Genomic DNA, 18,136 nt, shown 5'->3' with positions numbered 1-18,136 from the left:
ATATCAAGAGGTGGTTCGCGTCAAGCCCCACTCACCTCGTGGACCGCGTCCAGCTCTTCGATGGAGGCGGTCGAGAAGACCGGAGACCACAGCAGGAACAGCACCGACAGGGAGCCACCGACCGCTGCGACCACCATGGTGGGCGCCAGCCCGATCCACTCCCCGACCAGCCCGCCGAGGACTGCGCCGAGCGGGCGGATGCCGTAGTTCACCGTGGAGAACGCACCGCTGACGCGACTGCGGACGCCGTCCGGGGTCACCGCCGTCATCAGGGCGTTGAGTGGGATGTCGAGGCACATCACCCCCAGAGCCGAGATGAACTCGACGAGCGCCAGGACGCCAGCCCTCGACCACGTCGGACCGTGGGCCAGAGGCAGCAGTGCGAAAGGCGCGGAGAACACGACCGCGCCGAACGCGATCGTGCGCCCGAGCCCGATCCGCCGGGCCATCGGTCCGGCGAGCACCGTGCCGAGCAGTCCTCCCGTCGCCCCGGTGCCGAGCGCGAGGCCGATCACCCCGGCCGAGAGTCCGAGCTCGCGGCTGGCGAAGAGGATCAGCAGCGCGCCGGCCATCAGGTTGAACAGGTTGATGGTCGTGGCGCACGCCAGGGACGCCCGCAGGTACGGATCTTTGAGGACCAGGCCCATGCCGTCGCGGGATCGACGCAACAGGCGGGCCTCGTTGGAGGTGTCGACCGGCAGGTCGGGCACGCGAACCCTCCCGATCAGCAACGCCGATACGGCGAAGGTGACCGCGTCGACCAGCATGGCCACCGGCGCCGTCACCGCTTGGATGAGGCCACCAGCCACCGCTGGACCCGCCACGAACGACGCCGACCGGGTGCCGCTGAGCAGGCTGTTGGCCTCGACGAACTGGTCACGCCGCACCAGTCCGACGAAGAAGCTCGGATAGGAGGTCTGGTAGAGCACCTGCCCGGCTCCTGCGAGCAGCGCCACGGCGAAGAGCTGACCCATCGTGATCACCCCGAGGAAGTGCGCGACGGGCAGGGTCAGCAGCACGACACAGCGCAGGAGGTCGGCGACGATGAGTAACCGGCGCTTGCGCGCCTGGTGGTCGACCCACGTGCCGACGAACAGCGACAGCAGGTTGGGCGTCCACACCGCCGCCGTCAGCAGGCCGACCGTGGGGGCGGTGGCGTGCAGGGCCGTGACCGCGATGAGTGGCAGCGCCAGCTCGGTGATCCGGTCGCCGAACTGCGAGATGCCCTGACCCGCCCAGTAGGTGGCGAACCGTCGGTCCCGCCACAGTGGGGCCTTGACCGCTGGGCCTGCCGTCGTCTCCTTCACGAGGTCCGCTCCGCTTCGGTGCGGCCAGCTTCGGGAAGGTCCGCTTCGGGAAGCAGGTAGCGCAGCATCCGCACGTTGCGCCCGTCCGGCACCGGCTCCCGGTCGGCCTTGCGCAGGACGAAGGGAGCGAGCAGCTGCTCGATCGCGGCCTCCACGTCAGCCAGCTCCTGCACCGTCACCACGAAGGTCGTGTTGGACAGGCCGGCCGACTGGCGCCAGTCGTCCTCGAGGAGGGGCTCGACGTCCCTCGCCCACCGGCCGGGGAGGTCCTCGGCCTGCTCGAACATGACTCGGGACAGCAGGGTCGCCGCGTCGCGCCCGGCGTCGTCCTTTGTGGGAGTGAAGCGGAAGCCTCGACCCACGGCCTCCCACCACCGCTGGCGGCCGTCGGAGTCGACTGCCGCATCCTTCACCAGGCCGTGCTCGGCGAGGTGTCGAAGGTGCCAGCTCGTCACCGACGGGGTCGCACCGACCTGAGGGGCAAGCGCGGTGGCCGTGCTCGGGCCGTCCACCTGGAGGCGGCTGAGGATCGCCAGCCGAACAGGGTGGGCGAGCGCGCGCATCCCCCGAGGCGTCAGCTCGACGTCGCCGTACGGGTTGGTGGACACCGTGGCCCCCTGACCAGAGATTGTGAGAGAGTTGTTTCGAGAGAACTCTCTCACAATCTTCCTGCCCTGTCGTCCCGAAATACAGGTGCACCAGGTCCCCTCAGCCCGGCACGATTCCGCCATGGAGCTTCCCGTCGGGCTGGTGGCCCGCCCCCTCTCCCCTGCGGACGCGCACGCCGTCTTCGAGATCGTCACCGCCGCGGAGACCCATGACGTCGGTGAGGCCGCCATCGAGGTGGAGGACATCGAGGGCGACTGGGCCCGCGGCAGCTTCGACCTCGCCACGGAAGCCATCGGCATCTGGGACGGTGACCGGCTCGTGGCCTCGGGCGAGGTGTTCAAGGGGCGTCGGGCCGACGCCTCGGTGCACCCCGAGTTCCGGGGTCGCGGCATCGGCACCTGGCTCGCCGACTGGCTCGAGGACTGTGCCCGAGCTCGTGGCTCGAAGCTCGTCGGGCAGACGGTGCCCGGCGACACCAACCCTGAGGCGTTCCTCAAGGCCCGCGACTACCGACTGGGGTGGACCTCGTGGGTGCTCCAGGTGCCTGCGGAGCGGACCATCGAGCCACAGCCACTGCCCGAGGGCTACGCCCTTCGGGAGTTCGCGGGGCCGGCCGACGGCCGCGTCGCCTTCCAGCTCATCGAGGACGCCTTCAACGAGTGGCCCGACCGCGACCCGTCGACGTTCGAGGACTGGGCGCCCCGTGGCCCGCTCCGCCCCGGGTTCGAGCCGTGGCAGATCCGGTTCGTCGTCAACCCGCAGGGCAGCGAGGTCGGGGTCTGCTACACGATCCTCGCGGGCAGCACTGGCTACGTCGACGCGATCGCGGTGCGGCGCGACCAGCGCGGCCTGGGTCTGGCGAGGGCGCTGCTCGTGGATGCTTTCGGACACGCGAGGGACCACGGCGCCACGGTGAGCGAGCTGTCCACCGATTCGCGTACCGGCGCCCTCGGCCTGTACGAGCACGTGGGCATGCAAGTCACCCAGACCTGGCGCCACTGGATGACTGACCTCTGAGTGCCGTGCTTGCTGACCTGTGGCCCACGTTCGGCCTGACCCTGACCACTCCCCGGCTCACCCTGCACCTCCCGTCCGAGGACGAGCTCACCGCCTTGGCTGAGCTCGCTGGCGAGGGAGTGCACCGTCCGGACGAACGCCCCTTCCTCACGCCCTGGACGGAAGGCACCACTGAAGAACGAGCGAGAGCCGTTCTGAGCGGGCACTGGTACAGGTTGTCCTGCTGGGAGCAGGACAGCTGGAGCCTTGGCATGGCGATCATCGACCGAGCCGGGACAACCATGGGCATCGCGACGTTGAGGGCGCGCGACTTCCGCGTCAACCGCGAGGTCACCACGTCGTCCTGGCTCGGCCTGCGATTTCACGGGCAGGGTTTCGGCACGGAGGCTCGCACAGCCCTCTTGACCCTGGCTTTCGACCACCTGGGGGCCACCGACGCGACAACGGAGGTCTTCCAGGACAACCACGCCTCCCAGGGGGTGTCTCGCAAGCTCGGCTACCAACCCGATGGCATCTCGCGCGACCGCCGCGGCGACGAGGTGGTGGTGTCCGATCGGCTCCGGCTGACCAGCGACCGCTGGGCCGCGGTCACCAACCGAGTCCCCGTGCACGTCACCGGCCTGGACGCAGCGCGGTCGATGTTCGCGTGAGCCCGACACCGGTGTGCGGACTGGAGTGAAGCCGAGGGTTCACGTCACAGCGTGCGGTCAGGCTGACTGGCGCGGGCCTGCCTCAGCACTCGCGCGGAGGGCTACCCGCGGGTAGCGTGAGAGGCCCCCAGGAGGCGAGCCATGAGCAGTGACGTCGAGCAGGAGCGGCCGACCACGAGCGGCGCCGGCAGCAGCCAGCAACCAGTGGTGCAGGCCACCGAGCGGGAGTCGCGAGCGGTCGCCGAGGCGGCCAGGGAGTCGGACTGGGACCGCCCCAGCTTCGCCAAGGGCCTCTACCTCGGCCACTTCGACCTCGACCTCGTCCATCCGCACCCGCGTGCCACCCCCGAGGACGAGGAACGCGGCGAGGAGTTCCTGATCAGGCTGCGGGAGGTCTGCGCCGACATCGACAGGGCCCGGATCGAGCGCGAGGCGAAGATCCCCGACGACGACCTCGCCCGGCTCGCCGCCATCGGTGCCTTCGGCATGAAGATCCCCCGCGAGTACGGCGGGCTCGGCCTGACCATGTCGTCCTACGGCAAGGCCTTGATGCTGGTCGGCTCGGCGCACCCGAGCCTTGGCGCCCTCCTGTCCGCCCACCAGTCCATCGGCGTCCCCGAGCCGGTCAAGCTGGTCGGCACGCCCGAGCAGAAGCAGGCGTTCCTGCCCCGGTGCGCCGCAGGCGCCATCTCCGCGTTCCTGCTGACCGAGCCGGACGTCGGCTCGGACCCGGCCCGGATGGGCAGCACCGCCACCCCGACCGAGGACGGCACGGCATACCTGCTCGACGGGGTGAAGCTGTGGACCACCAACGGCGTCGTCGCTGAGCTGCTCGTCGTCATGGCCCGGGTGCCGGCCCACGAGGGTCACGGTGACGACCAACAGAAGGGCGGCATCACCGCCTTCGTGGTCGAGGGCAGCGCCGAAGGGATCACCGTCGAGCGACGCAACTCCTTCATGGGGCTCAAGGGCATCGAGAACGGCCTCACGCGTTTCCACCAGGTGCGCGTGCCGGCGGAGAACCGGCTCGGCAAGGAGGGCGAGGGGCTCAAGATCGCGCTCACCACCCTCAATGCCGGACGCCTGTCGATCCCGGCGATGTGCGCCGCCGCGGGCAAGTGGGCGCTGAAGATCGCGCGCGAGTGGTCGGCCGAGCGGGTCCAGTGGGGCCGTCCGGTCGGCGAGCACGGGGCCGTGGCGGAGAAGATCGCCTTCATCGCCGCGACCACCTACGGCCTCGAGTCGGTCCTGGAGCTGTCGGCCCAGCTCGCCGATGCCGGCAGCAAGGACATCCGGATCGAGGCGGCGCTGGCCAAGCTGTGGTCGAGCGAGATGGCTTGGCAGATCGCCGACGAGCTCGTCCAGGTGCGAGGCGGTCGCGGCTACGAGACGGCCGAGTCGCTGAGGGCCCGTGGCGAACGCGCCGTCCCGGCGGAGCAGATGATGCGCGACCTGCGGATCAACCGGATCTTCGAGGGGTCGACCGAGATCATGCACCTCATCGTCGCCCGCGAGGCCGTCGACGCCCACCTCAAGGCCGCGGGCGCCCTCGCCGACAAGGACGCCTCGCTCGAGGACAAGGCCCGTGCAGCCGCGGGCGCCAGCGGCTTCTACGCGAAGTGGCTGCCGCAGCTCGTGATCGGCAAGGGCGCAACCCCCACCTCGTATGCCGAGTTCGGACCGTTGGCGACCCACCTGCGGTTCGTCGAGCGGTCCAGTCGCAAGCTCGCCCGGCAGACCTTCTACGGCATGTCGCGGTGGCAGGCGAGGATGGAGTACCGGCAGGTGTTCCTGGGCCGGGTCGTCGACATCGGCGCCGAGCTGTTCGCCATCGCCGCGGCCTGCAGCCGGGCAGAGATGTTGCGCGTGGACGACGAGGCCCGAGGACGCTCGGCCTACCAGCTGGCCGACGTGTTCTGCCAGCAGAGCCGACACCGGGTGGAGGCTCTGTTCACGGACCTGTGGTCCAACTCCGACGACGCCGACACGCGTCTGGCCAAGGGCGTGCTGGCGGGCGACTACACCTGGCTGGAGGAAGGTGTACTCGACCAGAGCGAGGGCACTGGGCCGTGGATCGCGCCCTGGTCACCGGGTGCCAGCGAGACCGAGTCGGTCTGGCGCGGCGTCCGCTGACAGCGTCGAAAGTGCAGGACACGCTGGGCTTACCCGCAGTCCGTCAGCGTGTCGTGCGCTCTCGACAGCGGGTCAGCGGCGCTTGAGCAGCTCCTCGGCGATCTGGACGGCGTTCAGGGCCGCACCCTTGCGCAGGTTGTCGCCGACGACGAACAGCACCAGTCCCTTGCCGGCGGGGGCGGCCTGGTCGACGCGCACGCGCCCGACGTAGACCTCGTCACGCCCGGCGGCCTCGAGCGGGTTGGGCACGTCCGTCACGACGACACCCGGCGCCTTGGCCAGCAGCTCGAGAGCGCGCTCCGGCGTGATGTCGTCGGCGAACTCGGCGTGGATGGCCAGCGAGTGACCCGTGAAGACCGGCACGCGCACGCAGGTGCCGGAGACAAGGAGGTCGGGGATGTGCAGGATCTTGCGGGACTCGTTGCGGAGCTTCTGCTCCTCGTCGGTCTCCAGCGAGCCGTCGTCCACGATCGACCCGGCGAGCGGGATGACGTTGAAGCCCACCGGCACGGCGTAGACGTTCGGTGCCGGCACCTCCACCGCGCGCCCGTCGAGGGCGAGGTCGGCAGGTGCGCCCGCGGCATACCCACCGCGCAGCTGGCCGTCGAGCTCCTGGACGCCCTTGCCACCGGATCCGGACACGGCCTGGTAGGACGCCACGGTGAGGCGAACCAGACCTGCCTCGTCGTGCAGCGGCTTGAGCACCGGCATCGCGGCCATCGTCGTGCAGTTGGGGTTGGCGACGATGCCCTTGGGGATGGTGTCGAGGTCGTCGGCGTTGACCTCGCTCACGACCAGCGGGACCTCCGGGTCCTTGCGCCAGGCCGACGAGTTGTCGACCACGATCGCCCCCGCTGCGGCGACCTTGGGGGCGAGCTCCTTGGAGGCCGCTCCCCCGTTGGAGAAGAGCGCGATGTCGATCCCGGAGAAGTCGGCCGTGGCCGAGTCCTCGACGGTGACCTCGCCGCCGGCCCACGGCAGCGTGGTGCCGGCAGACCGCGCCGACGCGAAGTAGCGGATCTCGTCGACCGGGAAGCCCCGCTCGGCGAGGAGTGCGCGCATGACCGAGCCGACCTGCCCGGTGGCCCCGAAGACACCAATTCTCATGGGACCAAGGATAGGTCGGCTCGGTCGTGCAGCGGTTCAGCGGCTCACGATGTGGCAGAACCTGTGTGCTCGTTGTCGGAAGTCGACCCCACGGTCACGAGATCGCCGACACCTTCGCCCGGAGCGGACTCCTCGAACGTCAGGGTGAAGTCGTCACCGTGCTCGGTCACGCCCGCCACGACAGCCTGCTCGATCGCAGCCACGGCATACGCGCGGCGGACGATGAGCGGGTCGCTGCTGAGGTCCTTGACCAGCGCGATGGCCAGCCCGATCATCACGACGAGGAACGGCAGCGCTGCCACGATGGTGATGTTCTGCAGCCCTGACAACGCGTCCTCACCGCCGACCAGCAGCATGACCGCGGCGACCGCACCAGTGGCGGCGCCCCAGAAGATGACCGTCTTGCGGCTGGGTGCGAGGGTGCCTCGCTCGGACAGCGTGCCCATGACGATGGACGCGGCATCCGCACCGGAGACGAAGAAGATCGCGACGAGCGCCATGACGACGATCGAGGTGATCGTCGACAAGGGCATGTGCGAGAGCATCGCGAACAGCGTCCCCTCGGAGGACCCTGCACCCGCCAGGTCGGTGCCACCACGCTGCATGTCGATGCCGGCGCCACCGAAGATGGCGAACCACACCAGGGACACCAGGCTCGGGACCAGCAGGACGCCGGTCACGAACTGGCGGATGGTGCGACCCCGCGAGATGCGCGCGATGAACATGCCCACGAACGGGGTCCAGCTGACCCACCAGGCCCAGTAGAAGATCGTCCAGCCCGACAGCCACTCCTTCATGGCGGAACCGCCGGCGGCGTCGGTGCGCGCCGACATCATCGCGAGGTCCTGGAAGTAGGAGCCCACGGCCGTGGGCACGAGGTCCAGGATGAAGACGGTCGGGCCGACGACGAAGACGAAGACCGCGAGCCCGAGGGCCAGCACCATGTTGATGTTGGACAGCCACTGGATGCCCTTCGCGACGCCGGAGACGGCCGACAGGATGAAGCAGACGGTGAGGACCGCGATGATGGCGACGAGGAGCATGTTGCCCGCCTTGCCGATGCCCGCGACGATCTGGAAGCCCGAACCGATCTGGAGCGCGCCGAGGCCGAGCGAGGCGGCCGAGCCGAACAGCGTCGCGAAGATCGCGAGCATGTCGATGACGCGACCGGCAGGACCGTTGGTGTGCTTCTCCCCCAGCAGCGGTGCGAATGCCGAGCTGATGAGCAGCGAGCGCCCCTTGCGGAACACGCCGTAGGCGATGGCCAGTCCGACGACCGCGTAGATGGCCCACGGGTGCAGGGTCCAGTGGAACAGCGTGGTGGCCATGGCGTTCTGCACGGCCTCGGGGTTGCCGGCCGCCCCGGTGCCGGGCGGCGGCGTCACGAAGTGCGAGAGCGGCTCGGATACGCCGTAGAACATCAGGCCGATCCCCATGCCCGCGGAGAACATCATCGCGATCCAGGAGACCGTCTTGAACTCGGGCTCCTCGTCGTCACGGCCGAGGGTGATGCGCCCGTACTTGCTGGCCGCGATCCAGATGACGAAGAGCACGAAGCCCGACGCCACCAGCGAGAAGAGCCAGCCCATGTTGTGCACGACCCAGCCGAGACCAGCGCCTGAGGCCGAGCTGAGGGTGTCGGTGCTGAGGAAGCCCCACAGGACGAAGGCGACCGCGATGGCGGCGGTGACACCGAAGACGATGGTGTCGACCTTCTGTGGTTCGTCGGCCTGGTGCTCCACCACGACGGGGTCGAGGGCGGGGTGCTGGTTGTCCGGCAGGTGCTCGAGGGCGTTGTGCTCGCCGGCAGCTTCTGCCGGGGCAACGGGGCCCGTCTTGGTCAGTGTCGTGTCCACGTGGCGTAGGCGCCCTCGTTGGGGAGGGCGCCGCTCCTTCGGTTCTCGTCGGTGACGTATCAGTTGCGGTTCAAAACCATTGCGGCCGACCGCCAACCCTGTCGAGAACGACCAACGATCTCAAGTCGCCGACACCACACGGGGCAAGTGCCTGAGCCAGATCCGTTGCCCTGCAACGGTTCCCAGGTATGCCGTGAGCCTCACCACACGCGGTCGAGGGGATGGTCCAGAACCGGGAGCGACTAGAAGCCGAGGCGCTGGAGCTGCTTGGGGTCGCGCTGCCAGTCCTTGGCGATCTTGACGTGCAGGTCGAGGTAGACCCGCTGGCCCAGCAGCTTCTCGATGCCGATCCGGGCAGTGGTGCCGACCTCACGCAGTCGCGACCCACCGCGGCCGATGATGATGGCCTTCTGGGACGACCGTTCGACGAAGACGTTGACGCGGATGTCGAGCAACGGCTTGTCCTCCGGGCGGTCGGGGCGCAGCAACATCTCCTCGACGACCACGGCCAGCGAGTGCGGCAGCTCGTCGCGGACTCCCTCGAGGGCGGCCTCGCGGACCAGCTCGGCGATCATGACGACGTCCGGTTCGTCGGTCAGCTGTCCCACGGGGTAGAGGGGGCCCGGCGACGGCGGCAGGTAGCTCGACAGCACCTGCGCCACGTCCTCGACCTGGCGACCGTCGACGGCGGAGCAGGGCACGATCGCCGCCCAGTCCCCCAGCTGGTCGATCGCGATGAGGTGCTCGGCCAGCCGCTGTCGGTCGACCGCGTCGATCTTGGTCGCGATCGCGACGACGGGCCGGCGCCGGTCCTGCTGGATCTCCTTGAGCTCGCGGGCGATGAACCCGTCGCCAGGACCGATCTTCTGGTCGGCCGGGAGGCAGAACCCGATGACGTCGACCTCGAGCAGGGTCTCGCGCACGACGTCGTTGAGCCGCTCCCCCAGCAGGGTCCGCGGCTTGTGCAGCCCCGGGGTGTCGACCAGGACGAGCTGCGACGCCGGCGTCGAGACGATCCCTCGGATCGTGTGCCGGGTGGTCTGGGGCTTCGAGGAGGTGATCGCCACCTTCTCCCCCACGAGGGCGTTGGTCAGCGTCGACTTCCCGGCATTGGGCCGCCCGACCAGGCAGGCGAAGCCGGCGGTGTATTCCGATGGCGTGGCGTTCGATGGCGTGGCGATCGAAGGTGAAGCACCCTCGGTCGGTCCGGAACCACTCGCAGTCATGACACTCCCTCGCGCTCGGGTTCCACCGTAGTGCGCTCGCGCCCACCGTCGGCGTCCGCCTCGTCGTCGACGACCAGGGGCTGCACGATGACGCTGGCGATGCGGTGCCGACGACCGGCCATCCGCTCGGCGGTGAGGGCGAGCCCGCCCACCTCGCAGCGGGAGCCGACGATCGGGACCCGTCCGATGGACTTGCCGATGAGGCCTCCGACGGTGTCGACCTCGTCCTCCTCGATGTCGACGCCGAAGAGGTCCGCGAGGTCGTCGATGTCCATGGTGGCGGGGACGCGGAAGGTGCCGTCGCCGAGGTCCTCGACCCCGGGTGCCTCGCGGTCGTACTCGTCGGCGATCTCGCCCACGATCTCCTCGATGATGTCCTCGATCGTCACGAGGCCGGCCGTGCCGCCGTACTCGTCGACGACGAGCGCGAAGTGGCTCTGGTCGCGCTGCATCTCGCGCAGGAGGTCGTCGACCGGCTTGCTCTCGGGGACGTAGTGCATGGGTCGCATCTGCGCGGTGACCGGCAGGGTGCCCGACTCGTGGTCGGCGTTGACCCGGCGGACGACGTCCTTGAAGTAGAGCAGCCCGAGGACGTCGTCGGAACCGTCGCCCACCACGGGGATGCGGGAGAACCCGGACCTCAGGAACAGCGACATCGCCGAGCGCAGCGTCTTCTCGCCGTCGATGGTCACCATGTCGGTGCGAGGCACCATCACCTCGCGCGCCACGGTGTCACCGAGCTCGAAGACGGAGTGGATCATCTCGCGCTCTCCGGCTTCGATGACCGAGCTCTCACCCGCCAGGTCGACGAGGTCGCGCAGCTCGGACTCGCTCTGGAACGGGCCGTCGCGGTAGCCGCGCCCCGGTGTCACGGCGTTGCCGAGGGCGACCAGCACCCTCGCCACCGGCCCGAGGAAGGTGCGCAGCCCCACGATGATCGGGGAGGCAAGCAGGGCAACGGAATCCGAGTGTTGACGCCCGAGGGTGCGCGGTGAGACCCCCACCACGACGAAGGACACGAGGGCCATCATCCCGATGGCGATGAGCAGCCTGCGCCAGAACCCGTCGACCAGGTCGATGGTCCCGAGCGTGATCAGGACGGCGGTGGTCGACTCCGCCACGATGCGCAGGAACGCGGTCACGGACAGGTATGCCGCGCTGTCGGCGACGATGCGCGACAGGGCCACCGCGCCGGTGCGCTTCTCCTCGAGCAACTCCTGGGCCCGCACCCGGGACATCCGCCACAGGGCCGCCTCGGCCGCTGAGAGGAGGAAGGCTGCAGCGATGCTGAGCAGGGCCGCGAAGACGAGGGCGGTCATCGGCGCCCCATCAGGTGGCGGGCCGCCCGCGGCCCGCGAGGAAGGTGAGCAGCAGCTGCCGCTGGAGCTCGAACATCTCGCGCTCCTCCTCGGGTTCCGCGTGGTCGTACCCGAGCAGGTGCAGGATCCCGTGCGTGGTCAGCAGCAGGAGCTCCTCCTCGGTCGCATGTCCCGCGTCGGCGGCCTGCTTGGCCGCGACCGACGGGCAGAGGACGATGTCGCCGAGGACGCCTTCCTCGGGCTCGTCGCCCTCCCGGGCCGGCCGCAGCTCGTCCATCGGGAAGCTCATCACGTCAGTCGGGCCGGGCAGGTCCATCCACTGGACGTGGAGCACCTCCATCGCGGCCTCGTCCACCAGTCGCAGGCACAGGTCGGCGCCCGGATGGACCCGCATCTCCCCCATGACGTAGCGGCTCAGCGCCACCAGCTCGAGCTCGTCGAGCTCGAAGTCGGTCTCATTGAGAACGTCGACGCTCACGCCCTCGCCCTCCCTGACCGTGCTGCTCGCCCTGCCCGTTCTGTCCTCGGAGGCGCTCGCCCTGCACGGGCTGGCCCTGATCGTCCCAGCGGCCGTAGGCGTCGACGATGGCGCCCACCAGGCGGTGCCGGACGACGTCCTGGGCGGTGAGCAGGGAGAAGTGGATGTCCTCGACGTCACCGAGGATGTCCCGGACCACCCGCAGCCCCGACCGGGTGCCCTCGGGGAGGTCGATCTGGGTCACGTCACCGGTCACGACCATCTTGGACCCGAAGCCGAGGCGCGTCAGGAACATCTTCATCTGCTCGGGTGAGGTGTTCTGGGCCTCGTCCAGGATGATGAACGCGTCGTTGAGGGAACGCCCACGCATGTAGGCCAGCGGCGCGACCTCGATGGTGCCGGCAGCCATCAGCCGCGGGATCGACTCGGGGTCGACCATGTCGTGGAGCGCGTCGTAGAGCGGCCGCAGGTAGGGGTCGATCTTGTCGTTGAGCGTGCCGGGCAGGAAGCCCAGCCGCTCGCCCGCCTCCACTGCTGGCCGGGTCAGGATGATCCGGTTGACCTGCTTGGCCTGGAGCGCGGCGACAGCCTTGGCCATCGCGAGGTAGGTCTTGCCCGTGCCCGCCGGGCCGATGCCGAAGACGATGGTGTGCTCGTCGATCGCGTCGACGTAGTGCTTCTGGTTCAGCGTCTTGGGCCGGATGGTGCGGCCGCGGTTGCTCACGATGTTCATCGTCAGCACGTCGGCGGGCCGCTCCGTCGTCTGGGCACGCAGCATGCTGATGGAGCGTTCGACGGCGTCGCGGTTGAGCGGCTGACCGCCGTCGATGACCAGGAGCAGCTCGTCGATGGTGCGCTCGGCGAGCGCGACCTCGGCACTCGGTCCGGACAGGTGGAACTCGTTGCCCCTGACGTGGATCTGCAGCTGCGGAAAGGCCCGCTCCATGGTGCGGAGCAGCTCGTCGCGCGGACCGAGGAGGGTCACCATCTGCACCTGGGCAGGAATCTCGACGGTGTGGGTGGGCATCGGAAGGGCACCCTCGGGCGCGCCCCCCAGCGTGGTCGGATGATCAGGATCTGGCATGGTCCGACCAGTCTACGGTGCCGCTCAGCCGGGTGGCCACGTCATGGACCGGCCGCCGAGCACGTGGACGTGGGCGTGGAACACGGTCTGATGTGCCTCCGCGCCCGTGTTGAAGACCGAGCGGTAGCCACGGTCGGCGATGCCCTCCTGCGCGGCGACGGCAGCCACGGCGCGGATCAGGGCCGTGACGTCGTCGGGGGCCTCCTGCGCGAGCGCTGCGACATCGGGCACGTGGTGGCGCGGAACCACCAGGACATGGGTCGGAGCCTGGGGTTCGAGGTCGCGGAACGCGAAGGTCGCGTGGTCCTCGTAGACCACGGTGGCCGGGATGTCCCCCGCCACCAGCTTGCAGAACAGGCAGTCGGGGTCGGTGTGCCGCGTCGCCGAAGTCTCCATGAATCGAGCCTACCCATGCAGGTATCCCTCCAATCGGAAGCAAACCTGCAGGCGCCCGCGTGAAGGTCGCTCCACCTGGGTGAGAAACCTGCGCCCGGCGCGTCAACCGGTTGACAGGGCTGCGCGTCATCAGGTCGTGAGACTGTTGAGCGTGGCAGAGCATGACCACCGTGGCGAGGTCCGGCCGGCGGCCGACGAGGCCATCGCCGAGCTGTATGCCGCGCACTGGACCGGGCTGGTCCGGCTGGCGTGGCTCTTGCTGCGCGACGACCTCGCGGCCGAGGAGGTCGTCCAGGACGCGTTCATCGCCGTGCACCGACGGTGGGACACGATCCGCGACCACCAGGCGGCGTCTGCCTACCTGCGTCGGTCCGTCGTCAACGGAGCGCGCTCGGGCCTGCGACACCGCGGGGTCGAGGAGCGCTACGTCGCGCGCGAGCAGGGTGAGCCCACGGCCTACACACGGCACACCGAGGCGAGCGCCGAAGACCGCGCCCTCCAGTCCGAGAGCACCAGTTCGATGATCAGCGCGCTGGGGCGACTGCCCCAGCGCCAGAGAGAGGTCCTGACGATGCGCTACTACCTCGACCTGAGCGAGGCCGAGATCGCCGACGCCCTCGGCATCTCCGCGGGCTCGGTCAAGGCCCATGCCCACCGCGGGCTCGCCACGCTGCGCGACCGGATGGAGGCAGCGTCATGAGCGATCGCATCGACTTCCTGCACCCCGACTACGAGCCGGGAGAGTTCGACCAGGTCGAGCGGCGACTGCGCCAGGCCCTGGCCCAGGACGTCCAGCAGGTGCACCCGTCGAACCGCCTGGACACGATCCTGCACGAGGCCCACGAGGCGGGCCCGCTGACCGGTGCCGGTGGCACGGGCACCCGGCGCTGGATGATGCCGCTGGCGGCCGCTGCGGCCGTGGCGGCGATCATCGGCGGCGTGTGGTGGTCCGCCCAGGACGACGGGCCCACGATCACGCCCCCGCAGACCTCCGGGCCGTCGCAGTCCGCGACCGGGTCCGCCAGCACGAGTCCCACGACGTCGCCCTCCTCGTCGCCGTCGACCAGTGGCCCGGCCGCGACGCAGTCGGTGTCACTGCCCGTCTACTTCGTCGGGCCGATCGGGGACGACAAGCCCACCTACCGGCTGTTCCGGGACTTCATCCGCAGCGAGCTCCCGACGAGTGCGACCCCGGCGGAGCGGGCCAAGGCCGCGCTCGTGCTGGCCATCAACGCCCAGCCCTACAGCAACACCGACGGCTACCTCCAGCCGTGGTCGGGCCAGACCATCGGCGACGTGACCGTCACCGACAGGCTGATCACGGTCCACCTGGCCAACGGCGGCTCCAAGGACGCCGTCGTCGGTGACGAGAACAAGCGGCTCGCCGTTCAGGAGCTCGTGTGGACCGCGCAGGCCGCGATCCAGCAGACCTTCCCCGTGCGGTTCGAGGTCGCCGACGGTTCGACCACGCTGTTCGGGTCGATCTCCACCGCCCAGACCTTCACCAGGCCGCCGTCCGACCGGCTCTATGAGGACGTCGCTCCCATCTGGGTCACCACGCCCGGCCGCGACCAGGTGCTTTCGGCAGCCAAGCCGGTGGTCGTGGAGGGCCTGGCGATCGTGTTCGAGGCCAACGTCACCTACGAGCTCAGGCGCGGCAGCACCAAGGTCAAGGCCGGGCACACCACGGCCTCCATCGGAGCCCCGATGCAGGGCACCTACTCCATCGACCTCGGCAAGCTCAGCGCCGGGGACTACTCGATCCGGGTCTTCGAGCCGAGCATGGAGGGTGGCAACAAGCTGGCGGCAGAGAAGGTCGTGTCCTTCTCGGTCCGCTAGCGTCCTCAGCGCCAGCGGCCGGCCGCGCTCAGCACCGCGAGCGCGGCAGGCCCGGCGCTCGAGGACCGCAGCACGGTGTCGCCGAGGCGGACGGTCAGCGCTCCTGCTGCCTCGAAGGCACCAACCTCTTCAGCAGTGATCCCGCCTTCCGGGCCCACGATGACGAGGACGTCGCCGTCGGTCGGGAGCGCCTGCGCCGCAAGGCTCTGTGTCGCGTCCTCGTGCAGCACGTATGCCGCCGCGGCGCCGGCGATGCGCGCCGCCAGGGTCTTGGTCGTGACCAGCTCTGCGACGACCGGCACTCGCGCGCGGCGGGACTGCTTGGCCGCCGCGGTGACGGTCGACTCCCACTTGCGGCGGGCCTTGTCGCCACGCTCACCACGCCACTGGACGATGCTGCGCGACGCCTGCCAGGGGACCACCTCGTCGACCCCGAACTCGGTCGCCGCCTCGATGGCCTGGTCGTCACGGTCGCCCTTCGCCAGGGCCTGCACGAGGACGAACCGGGGCACGACCTCCGGCTCGCGGCACACCTCCAGGACGACCAGCTCGAGCTCTGCCTTGCCGGCCGCCTCGACCGTGCAGGTGACGCGCAGGCCGGCGCCGTCGGCAAGCATCACCCGCTCTCCGGGGGCGATCCGGCGGACGGTGGCTGCGTGCCGGCCCTCGGGACCATCGAGGACCACGCGCGTGCCCGCGGCAGCCTCGGCGAGGACGGCTGGTTCGACGAGGAACAGCGGCAGGGTCACGTCGGGCGGACCTGGCTACTTGGCCTTGAAGGCGTCGCGGAGCTTGCCGAACAGCCCAGGGTGGGCCGGGGACAACCGCCCTGCCGGGTGCTCCTCACCGCGTAGCGTGGCCAGCTGGCGAAGGAGCTCCTCCTGCTGCTCGTCCAAGCGGGTCGGGGTCTGCACGTTGGCGTGGATGATGAGGTCGCCGCGGCCGGTGCCGCGCAGGTGCGTGACCCCGAGGCCACGCAGCGTCATGGCGTCGCCGGGCTGCGTGCCGGCCTTGATCTCGAGCTCGTTGCTGCCGTCGAACGTGTCGAGCTTGACGGTGGTGCCGAGAGCGGCGGCGGTCATGGGCAGCTCGACGGTGCAGTGCAGGTCGTCCCCACGCCGCTGGAAGGTCTGGTGGGGGCGCACCGCCACCTCGACGTAGAGGTCGCCGGCGGGGCCCCCGCCCTGGCCGACCTCACCCTCGCCTGCGAGCTGGATGCGGGTGCCGGTGTCCACTCCGGCAGGCACCTTGATCTTGAGGGTTCGGCGGGTGCGGACCCGGCCGTCACCGGAGCACTCGAAGCACGGGCTGACGAGCACCTCGCCGTAGCCCTGGCAGGTGACGCAGGGACGGGTCGTCATCACCTGGCCGAGGAAGGAGCGCTGGACCTGCTGGATCTCACCGCGACCGCCGCACACGTCACACGTGCGGCGAGCGGTGCCCGGCTGGGCACCGTCACCGTGACAGGTGGAGCAGACCACGGCCGTCTCGATGGCGAGCTCCTTCTCGGCACCGAACACGGCGTCGCCGAGGTCGATGTCGAGCCGGATGAGGGCGTCCTGGCCACGTCGCTGCCGCGACAGCGGACCCCGCTGTGCCTGACCTGCCCCGGCGCCGAAGAAGGCGTCCATGATGTCGCTGAAGGAGAACCCCTGCCCGAACCCGGCAGCGCCGCCGGCATAGGGGTCCGACCCCATGTCGTAGGACCGGCGCTTGTCGGCGTCGGAGAGCACGTCATAGGCCTGCGACACCTTCTTGAACTGCTCCTCCGCCTCCGGGCTCGGGTTGACGTCCGGGTGCAGCGTGCGGGCCTTCTTGCGGTAGGCGCGCTTGATGTCGTCGGGGCTGGCGTCCCGGGACACACCCAGGTCCTGGTAGTAGTCGTTCAACGAATGTCCTTGGTGTCACCGGGGTGACGGTCGGTGGTACGAGGTCGGACGCGCGTCACTGCGCGAGGATTCGGGAGACGTAGGTCGCCACGGCCCGCACCGACGCCATCGTCGTGGGGTAGTCCATCCGGGTGGGGCCGAGGACGCCGAGACCGGCGACGAGCTCTGAGCCCGAGCCGTACTCGGTCGAGACGACCGAGGTCGACTGGAGCCCGGCGAACGGGTTCTCGTGGCCGATGCGCACCGAGACCGTGTCGGAGGTCTCGCGCGCGGTGCCCAGCAGCTTGAGCAGCACGACGTGCTGTTCGAGGGCCTCGAGGACCGGGCCGATGCTGAGCGGGAAGTCTGTGCCGACGCGCGCGAGGTTCGCCGTACCCGCGAGGACGACACGCTCCTCGCGCTCCTCGACGAGGGCGTCGTCGAGGGACCGCACGACGGCCCGCACCAGGTCACGGTCGCCCGGCTCGAACTCGTCGGCGAGGCTGGCCAGGGACGCCGCGGCGTCGACCAGCCGCTGCCCGACGGCGCGCGCGTTGACCTTGACCCGGACGAGCCCGAGGGTCGCCTCGCCGTCCTTGCTGGACAGGTCGTGGCTCGTCTCGATGATGCGTTGCTCGACGCGGCCGGTGTTGACGATGAGCACGACCATCAGGCGGGTCGGGCCCATCGCGACGAACTCGATGTGCCGCACTGTCGACCGGGTCAGCGACGGGTACTGCATGACGGCGACCTGCCGCGTCAGTGAGGCAAGCAGTCGGACCGTCCGGTCCACCACGTCGTCGAGGTCGACGGCGCCCTCGAGGAACTGGGCGATGGCGGCCCGCTCGGCCGCCGTCATGGGCTTGACCGAGCTCAACCGGTCGACGAACAGGCGGTAGCCGGCGTCGGTCGGCACCCGCCCGGCGCTGGTGTGCGGAGCCGCGATCAGGCCCTCTTCCTCCAGCGCCGCCATGTCGTTGCGCACGGTCGCGGCCGAGACCCCCAGCTGGTGCCGGTCCAGCAGGGCCTTGGAACCCACCGGCTCAGAGGTCTGGACGTAGTCCTGCACGATCGCGCGCAACACTGCGAGTCGACGTTCTTCACTCATCAGGCACCTCCTTCGACCGATCTGGCCCCGCTACGGACAGGCTGGCACTCAGGCTCAGCGAGTGCCAAGTCTACGTTGTTCCCGTGTCCTGACCGCACGGGCGGCGCGCCCGCGCAGCCAAGGCCCCGGGGCGGCATAC

General features: G+C 69.8%; 17 protein-coding genes. 5 read left to right on the top strand and 12 right to left on the bottom strand.

The features are described 5' to 3' along the window. Positions 1 to 20: 20 nt before the first annotated feature. Positions 21 to 1,307, bottom strand: a complete 1,287-nt coding sequence (locus AC1DWR_RS14060; RefSeq protein ID WP_477612559.1) for an MFS transporter — start codon at positions 1,305 to 1,307, stop codon at positions 21 to 23. After that, on the bottom strand, positions 1,304 to 1,915 hold the full coding sequence (locus AC1DWR_RS14055) for a helix-turn-helix domain-containing protein (RefSeq protein WP_477624671.1): 612 nt from the start codon (positions 1,913 to 1,915) through the stop codon (positions 1,304 to 1,306). Before AC1DWR_RS14055 ends, AC1DWR_RS14060 begins: the two co-directional genes overlap by 4 nt. A 121-nt stretch (positions 1,916 to 2,036) precedes the next feature. Here AC1DWR_RS14055 and AC1DWR_RS14050 point away from each other — a divergent pair, with 121 nt between their 5' ends. The 3 genes from AC1DWR_RS14050 to AC1DWR_RS14040 all read left to right on the top strand — a co-directional run bounded on the left by AC1DWR_RS14050 (position 2,037) and on the right by AC1DWR_RS14040 (position 5,716). Continuing rightward, a complete protein-coding gene (locus AC1DWR_RS14050) occupies positions 2,037 to 2,933 on the top strand; it encodes a GNAT family N-acetyltransferase (RefSeq protein WP_477624670.1) in 897 nt (298 codons plus the stop codon). A 5-nt stretch (positions 2,934 to 2,938) separates the two neighbouring features. Next, a complete protein-coding gene (locus AC1DWR_RS14045; RefSeq protein WP_477624669.1) occupies positions 2,939 to 3,583 on the top strand; it encodes a GNAT family N-acetyltransferase in 645 nt (214 codons plus the stop codon). A gap of 141 nt (positions 3,584 to 3,724) precedes the next feature. After that, positions 3,725 to 5,716: an acyl-CoA dehydrogenase family protein gene (locus AC1DWR_RS14040; RefSeq protein WP_477624668.1), complete on the top strand. Its 1,992-nt coding sequence runs from the start codon at positions 3,725 to 3,727 to the stop codon at positions 5,714 to 5,716. Between the two features lie 72 nt (positions 5,717 to 5,788). On the opposite strand, the gene AC1DWR_RS14035 is transcribed toward AC1DWR_RS14040, so the two are convergent. The 7 genes from AC1DWR_RS14035 to AC1DWR_RS14005 all read right to left on the bottom strand — a co-directional run bounded on the left by AC1DWR_RS14035 (position 5,789) and on the right by AC1DWR_RS14005 (position 13,182). After that, complete coding sequence (locus AC1DWR_RS14035; RefSeq protein ID WP_477612554.1) at positions 5,789 to 6,823, bottom strand: aspartate-semialdehyde dehydrogenase; 1,035 nt, start codon at positions 6,821 to 6,823, stop codon at positions 5,789 to 5,791. Positions 6,824 to 6,867: 44 nt separating this feature from the next. Continuing rightward, positions 6,868 to 8,604 (bottom strand): BCCT family transporter, encoded by a 1,737-nt coding sequence (locus tag AC1DWR_RS14030; protein ID WP_477624736.1) that lies wholly within the window; start codon positions 8,602 to 8,604, stop codon positions 6,868 to 6,870. A 317-nt stretch (positions 8,605 to 8,921) separates the two neighbouring features. Continuing rightward, positions 8,922 to 9,905, bottom strand: coding sequence for a GTPase Era (gene era, locus AC1DWR_RS14025; protein WP_477624667.1), 984 nt, complete (start codon positions 9,903 to 9,905; stop codon positions 8,922 to 8,924). Continuing rightward, positions 9,902 to 11,224: a hemolysin family protein gene (locus tag AC1DWR_RS14020; RefSeq protein ID WP_477612552.1), complete on the bottom strand. Its 1,323-nt coding sequence runs from the start codon at positions 11,222 to 11,224 to the stop codon at positions 9,902 to 9,904. Before AC1DWR_RS14020 ends, era begins: the two co-directional genes overlap by 4 nt. A 10-nt stretch (positions 11,225 to 11,234) precedes the next feature. Continuing rightward, positions 11,235 to 11,702 carry an rRNA maturation RNase YbeY gene (gene ybeY, locus AC1DWR_RS14015; protein ID WP_477612551.1) on the bottom strand — a complete coding sequence of 156 codons (468 nt, stop codon included), beginning with the start codon at positions 11,700 to 11,702 and terminating at the stop codon, positions 11,235 to 11,237. After that, a complete protein-coding gene (locus tag AC1DWR_RS14010; protein ID WP_477612550.1) occupies positions 11,680 to 12,729 on the bottom strand; it encodes a PhoH family protein in 1,050 nt (349 codons plus the stop codon). The genes ybeY and AC1DWR_RS14010 overlap by 23 nt, the downstream gene beginning before the upstream one ends. 81 nt (positions 12,730 to 12,810) lie before the next feature. Then, the gene (locus AC1DWR_RS14005) at positions 12,811 to 13,182 is read right to left on the bottom strand and encodes a histidine triad nucleotide-binding protein (RefSeq protein ID WP_477624666.1); all 372 of its coding nucleotides are present in this window, start codon (positions 13,180 to 13,182) and stop codon (positions 12,811 to 12,813) included. Between the two features lie 151 nt (positions 13,183 to 13,333). Here AC1DWR_RS14005 and AC1DWR_RS14000 point away from each other — a divergent pair, with 151 nt between their 5' ends. Together AC1DWR_RS14000 and AC1DWR_RS13995 are read left to right on the top strand one after the other, a co-directional pair. Next, a complete protein-coding gene (locus AC1DWR_RS14000; RefSeq protein WP_477612548.1) occupies positions 13,334 to 13,882 on the top strand; it encodes a SigE family RNA polymerase sigma factor in 549 nt (182 codons plus the stop codon). After that, on the top strand, positions 13,879 to 15,021 hold the full coding sequence (locus AC1DWR_RS13995) for a Gmad2 immunoglobulin-like domain-containing protein (RefSeq protein WP_477624665.1): 1,143 nt from the start codon (positions 13,879 to 13,881) through the stop codon (positions 15,019 to 15,021). The genes AC1DWR_RS14000 and AC1DWR_RS13995 overlap by 4 nt, the downstream gene beginning before the upstream one ends. 5 nt (positions 15,022 to 15,026) lie before the next feature. Here the strand turns inward: AC1DWR_RS13995 and AC1DWR_RS13990 are convergent, their stop codons facing one another. From AC1DWR_RS13990 to hrcA, 3 genes are read right to left on the bottom strand one after another with little or no spacing between them, the layout of a single operon-like run. Next, entirely contained in the window at positions 15,027 to 15,770 is a 744-nt protein-coding gene (locus AC1DWR_RS13990; RefSeq protein WP_477612546.1) for a 16S rRNA (uracil(1498)-N(3))-methyltransferase, read from the bottom strand. 15 nt (positions 15,771 to 15,785) lie between these two features. Continuing rightward, positions 15,786 to 16,910, bottom strand: coding sequence for a molecular chaperone DnaJ (dnaJ, locus tag AC1DWR_RS13985; protein ID WP_477624664.1), 1,125 nt, complete (start codon positions 16,908 to 16,910; stop codon positions 15,786 to 15,788). Between the two features lie 55 nt (positions 16,911 to 16,965). Further along, positions 16,966 to 17,997, bottom strand: coding sequence for a heat-inducible transcriptional repressor HrcA (gene hrcA / locus AC1DWR_RS13980; RefSeq protein WP_477612544.1), 1,032 nt, complete (start codon positions 17,995 to 17,997; stop codon positions 16,966 to 16,968). Positions 17,998 to 18,136 lie beyond the last annotated feature (139 nt).

The organism is Pedococcus sp. P2_E2, from assembly GCF_056403955.1.
Note: the sequence above shows the minus strand (reverse complement) of the source record. Positions and strands in the feature narration are given on the sequence as shown.

Coding starts and splice junctions, on each gene's coding strand:
- AC1DWR_RS14035 (WP_477612554.1), bottom strand. CDS start 6,823: ATGAGAATTGGTGTCTTCGGGGCCACCGGGCAGGTCGGCTCGGTCATG.
- AC1DWR_RS13995 (WP_477624665.1), top strand. CDS start 13,879: ATGAGCGATCGCATCGACTTCCTGCACCCCGACTACGAGCCGGGAGAG.
- hrcA (WP_477612544.1), bottom strand. CDS start 17,997: ATGAGTGAAGAACGTCGACTCGCAGTGTTGCGCGCGATCGTGCAGGAC.
- AC1DWR_RS14020 (WP_477612552.1), bottom strand. CDS start 11,224: ATGACCGCCCTCGTCTTCGCGGCCCTGCTCAGCATCGCTGCAGCCTTC.
- era (WP_477624667.1), bottom strand. CDS start 9,905: ATGACTGCGAGTGGTTCCGGACCGACCGAGGGTGCTTCACCTTCGATC.
- AC1DWR_RS14040 (WP_477624668.1), top strand. CDS start 3,725: ATGAGCAGTGACGTCGAGCAGGAGCGGCCGACCACGAGCGGCGCCGGC.
- AC1DWR_RS14050 (WP_477624670.1), top strand. CDS start 2,037: ATGGAGCTTCCCGTCGGGCTGGTGGCCCGCCCCCTCTCCCCTGCGGAC.
- AC1DWR_RS14010 (WP_477612550.1), bottom strand. CDS start 12,729: ATGCCCACCCACACCGTCGAGATTCCTGCCCAGGTGCAGATGGTGACC.
- AC1DWR_RS14005 (WP_477624666.1), bottom strand. CDS start 13,182: ATGGAGACTTCGGCGACGCGGCACACCGACCCCGACTGCCTGTTCTGC.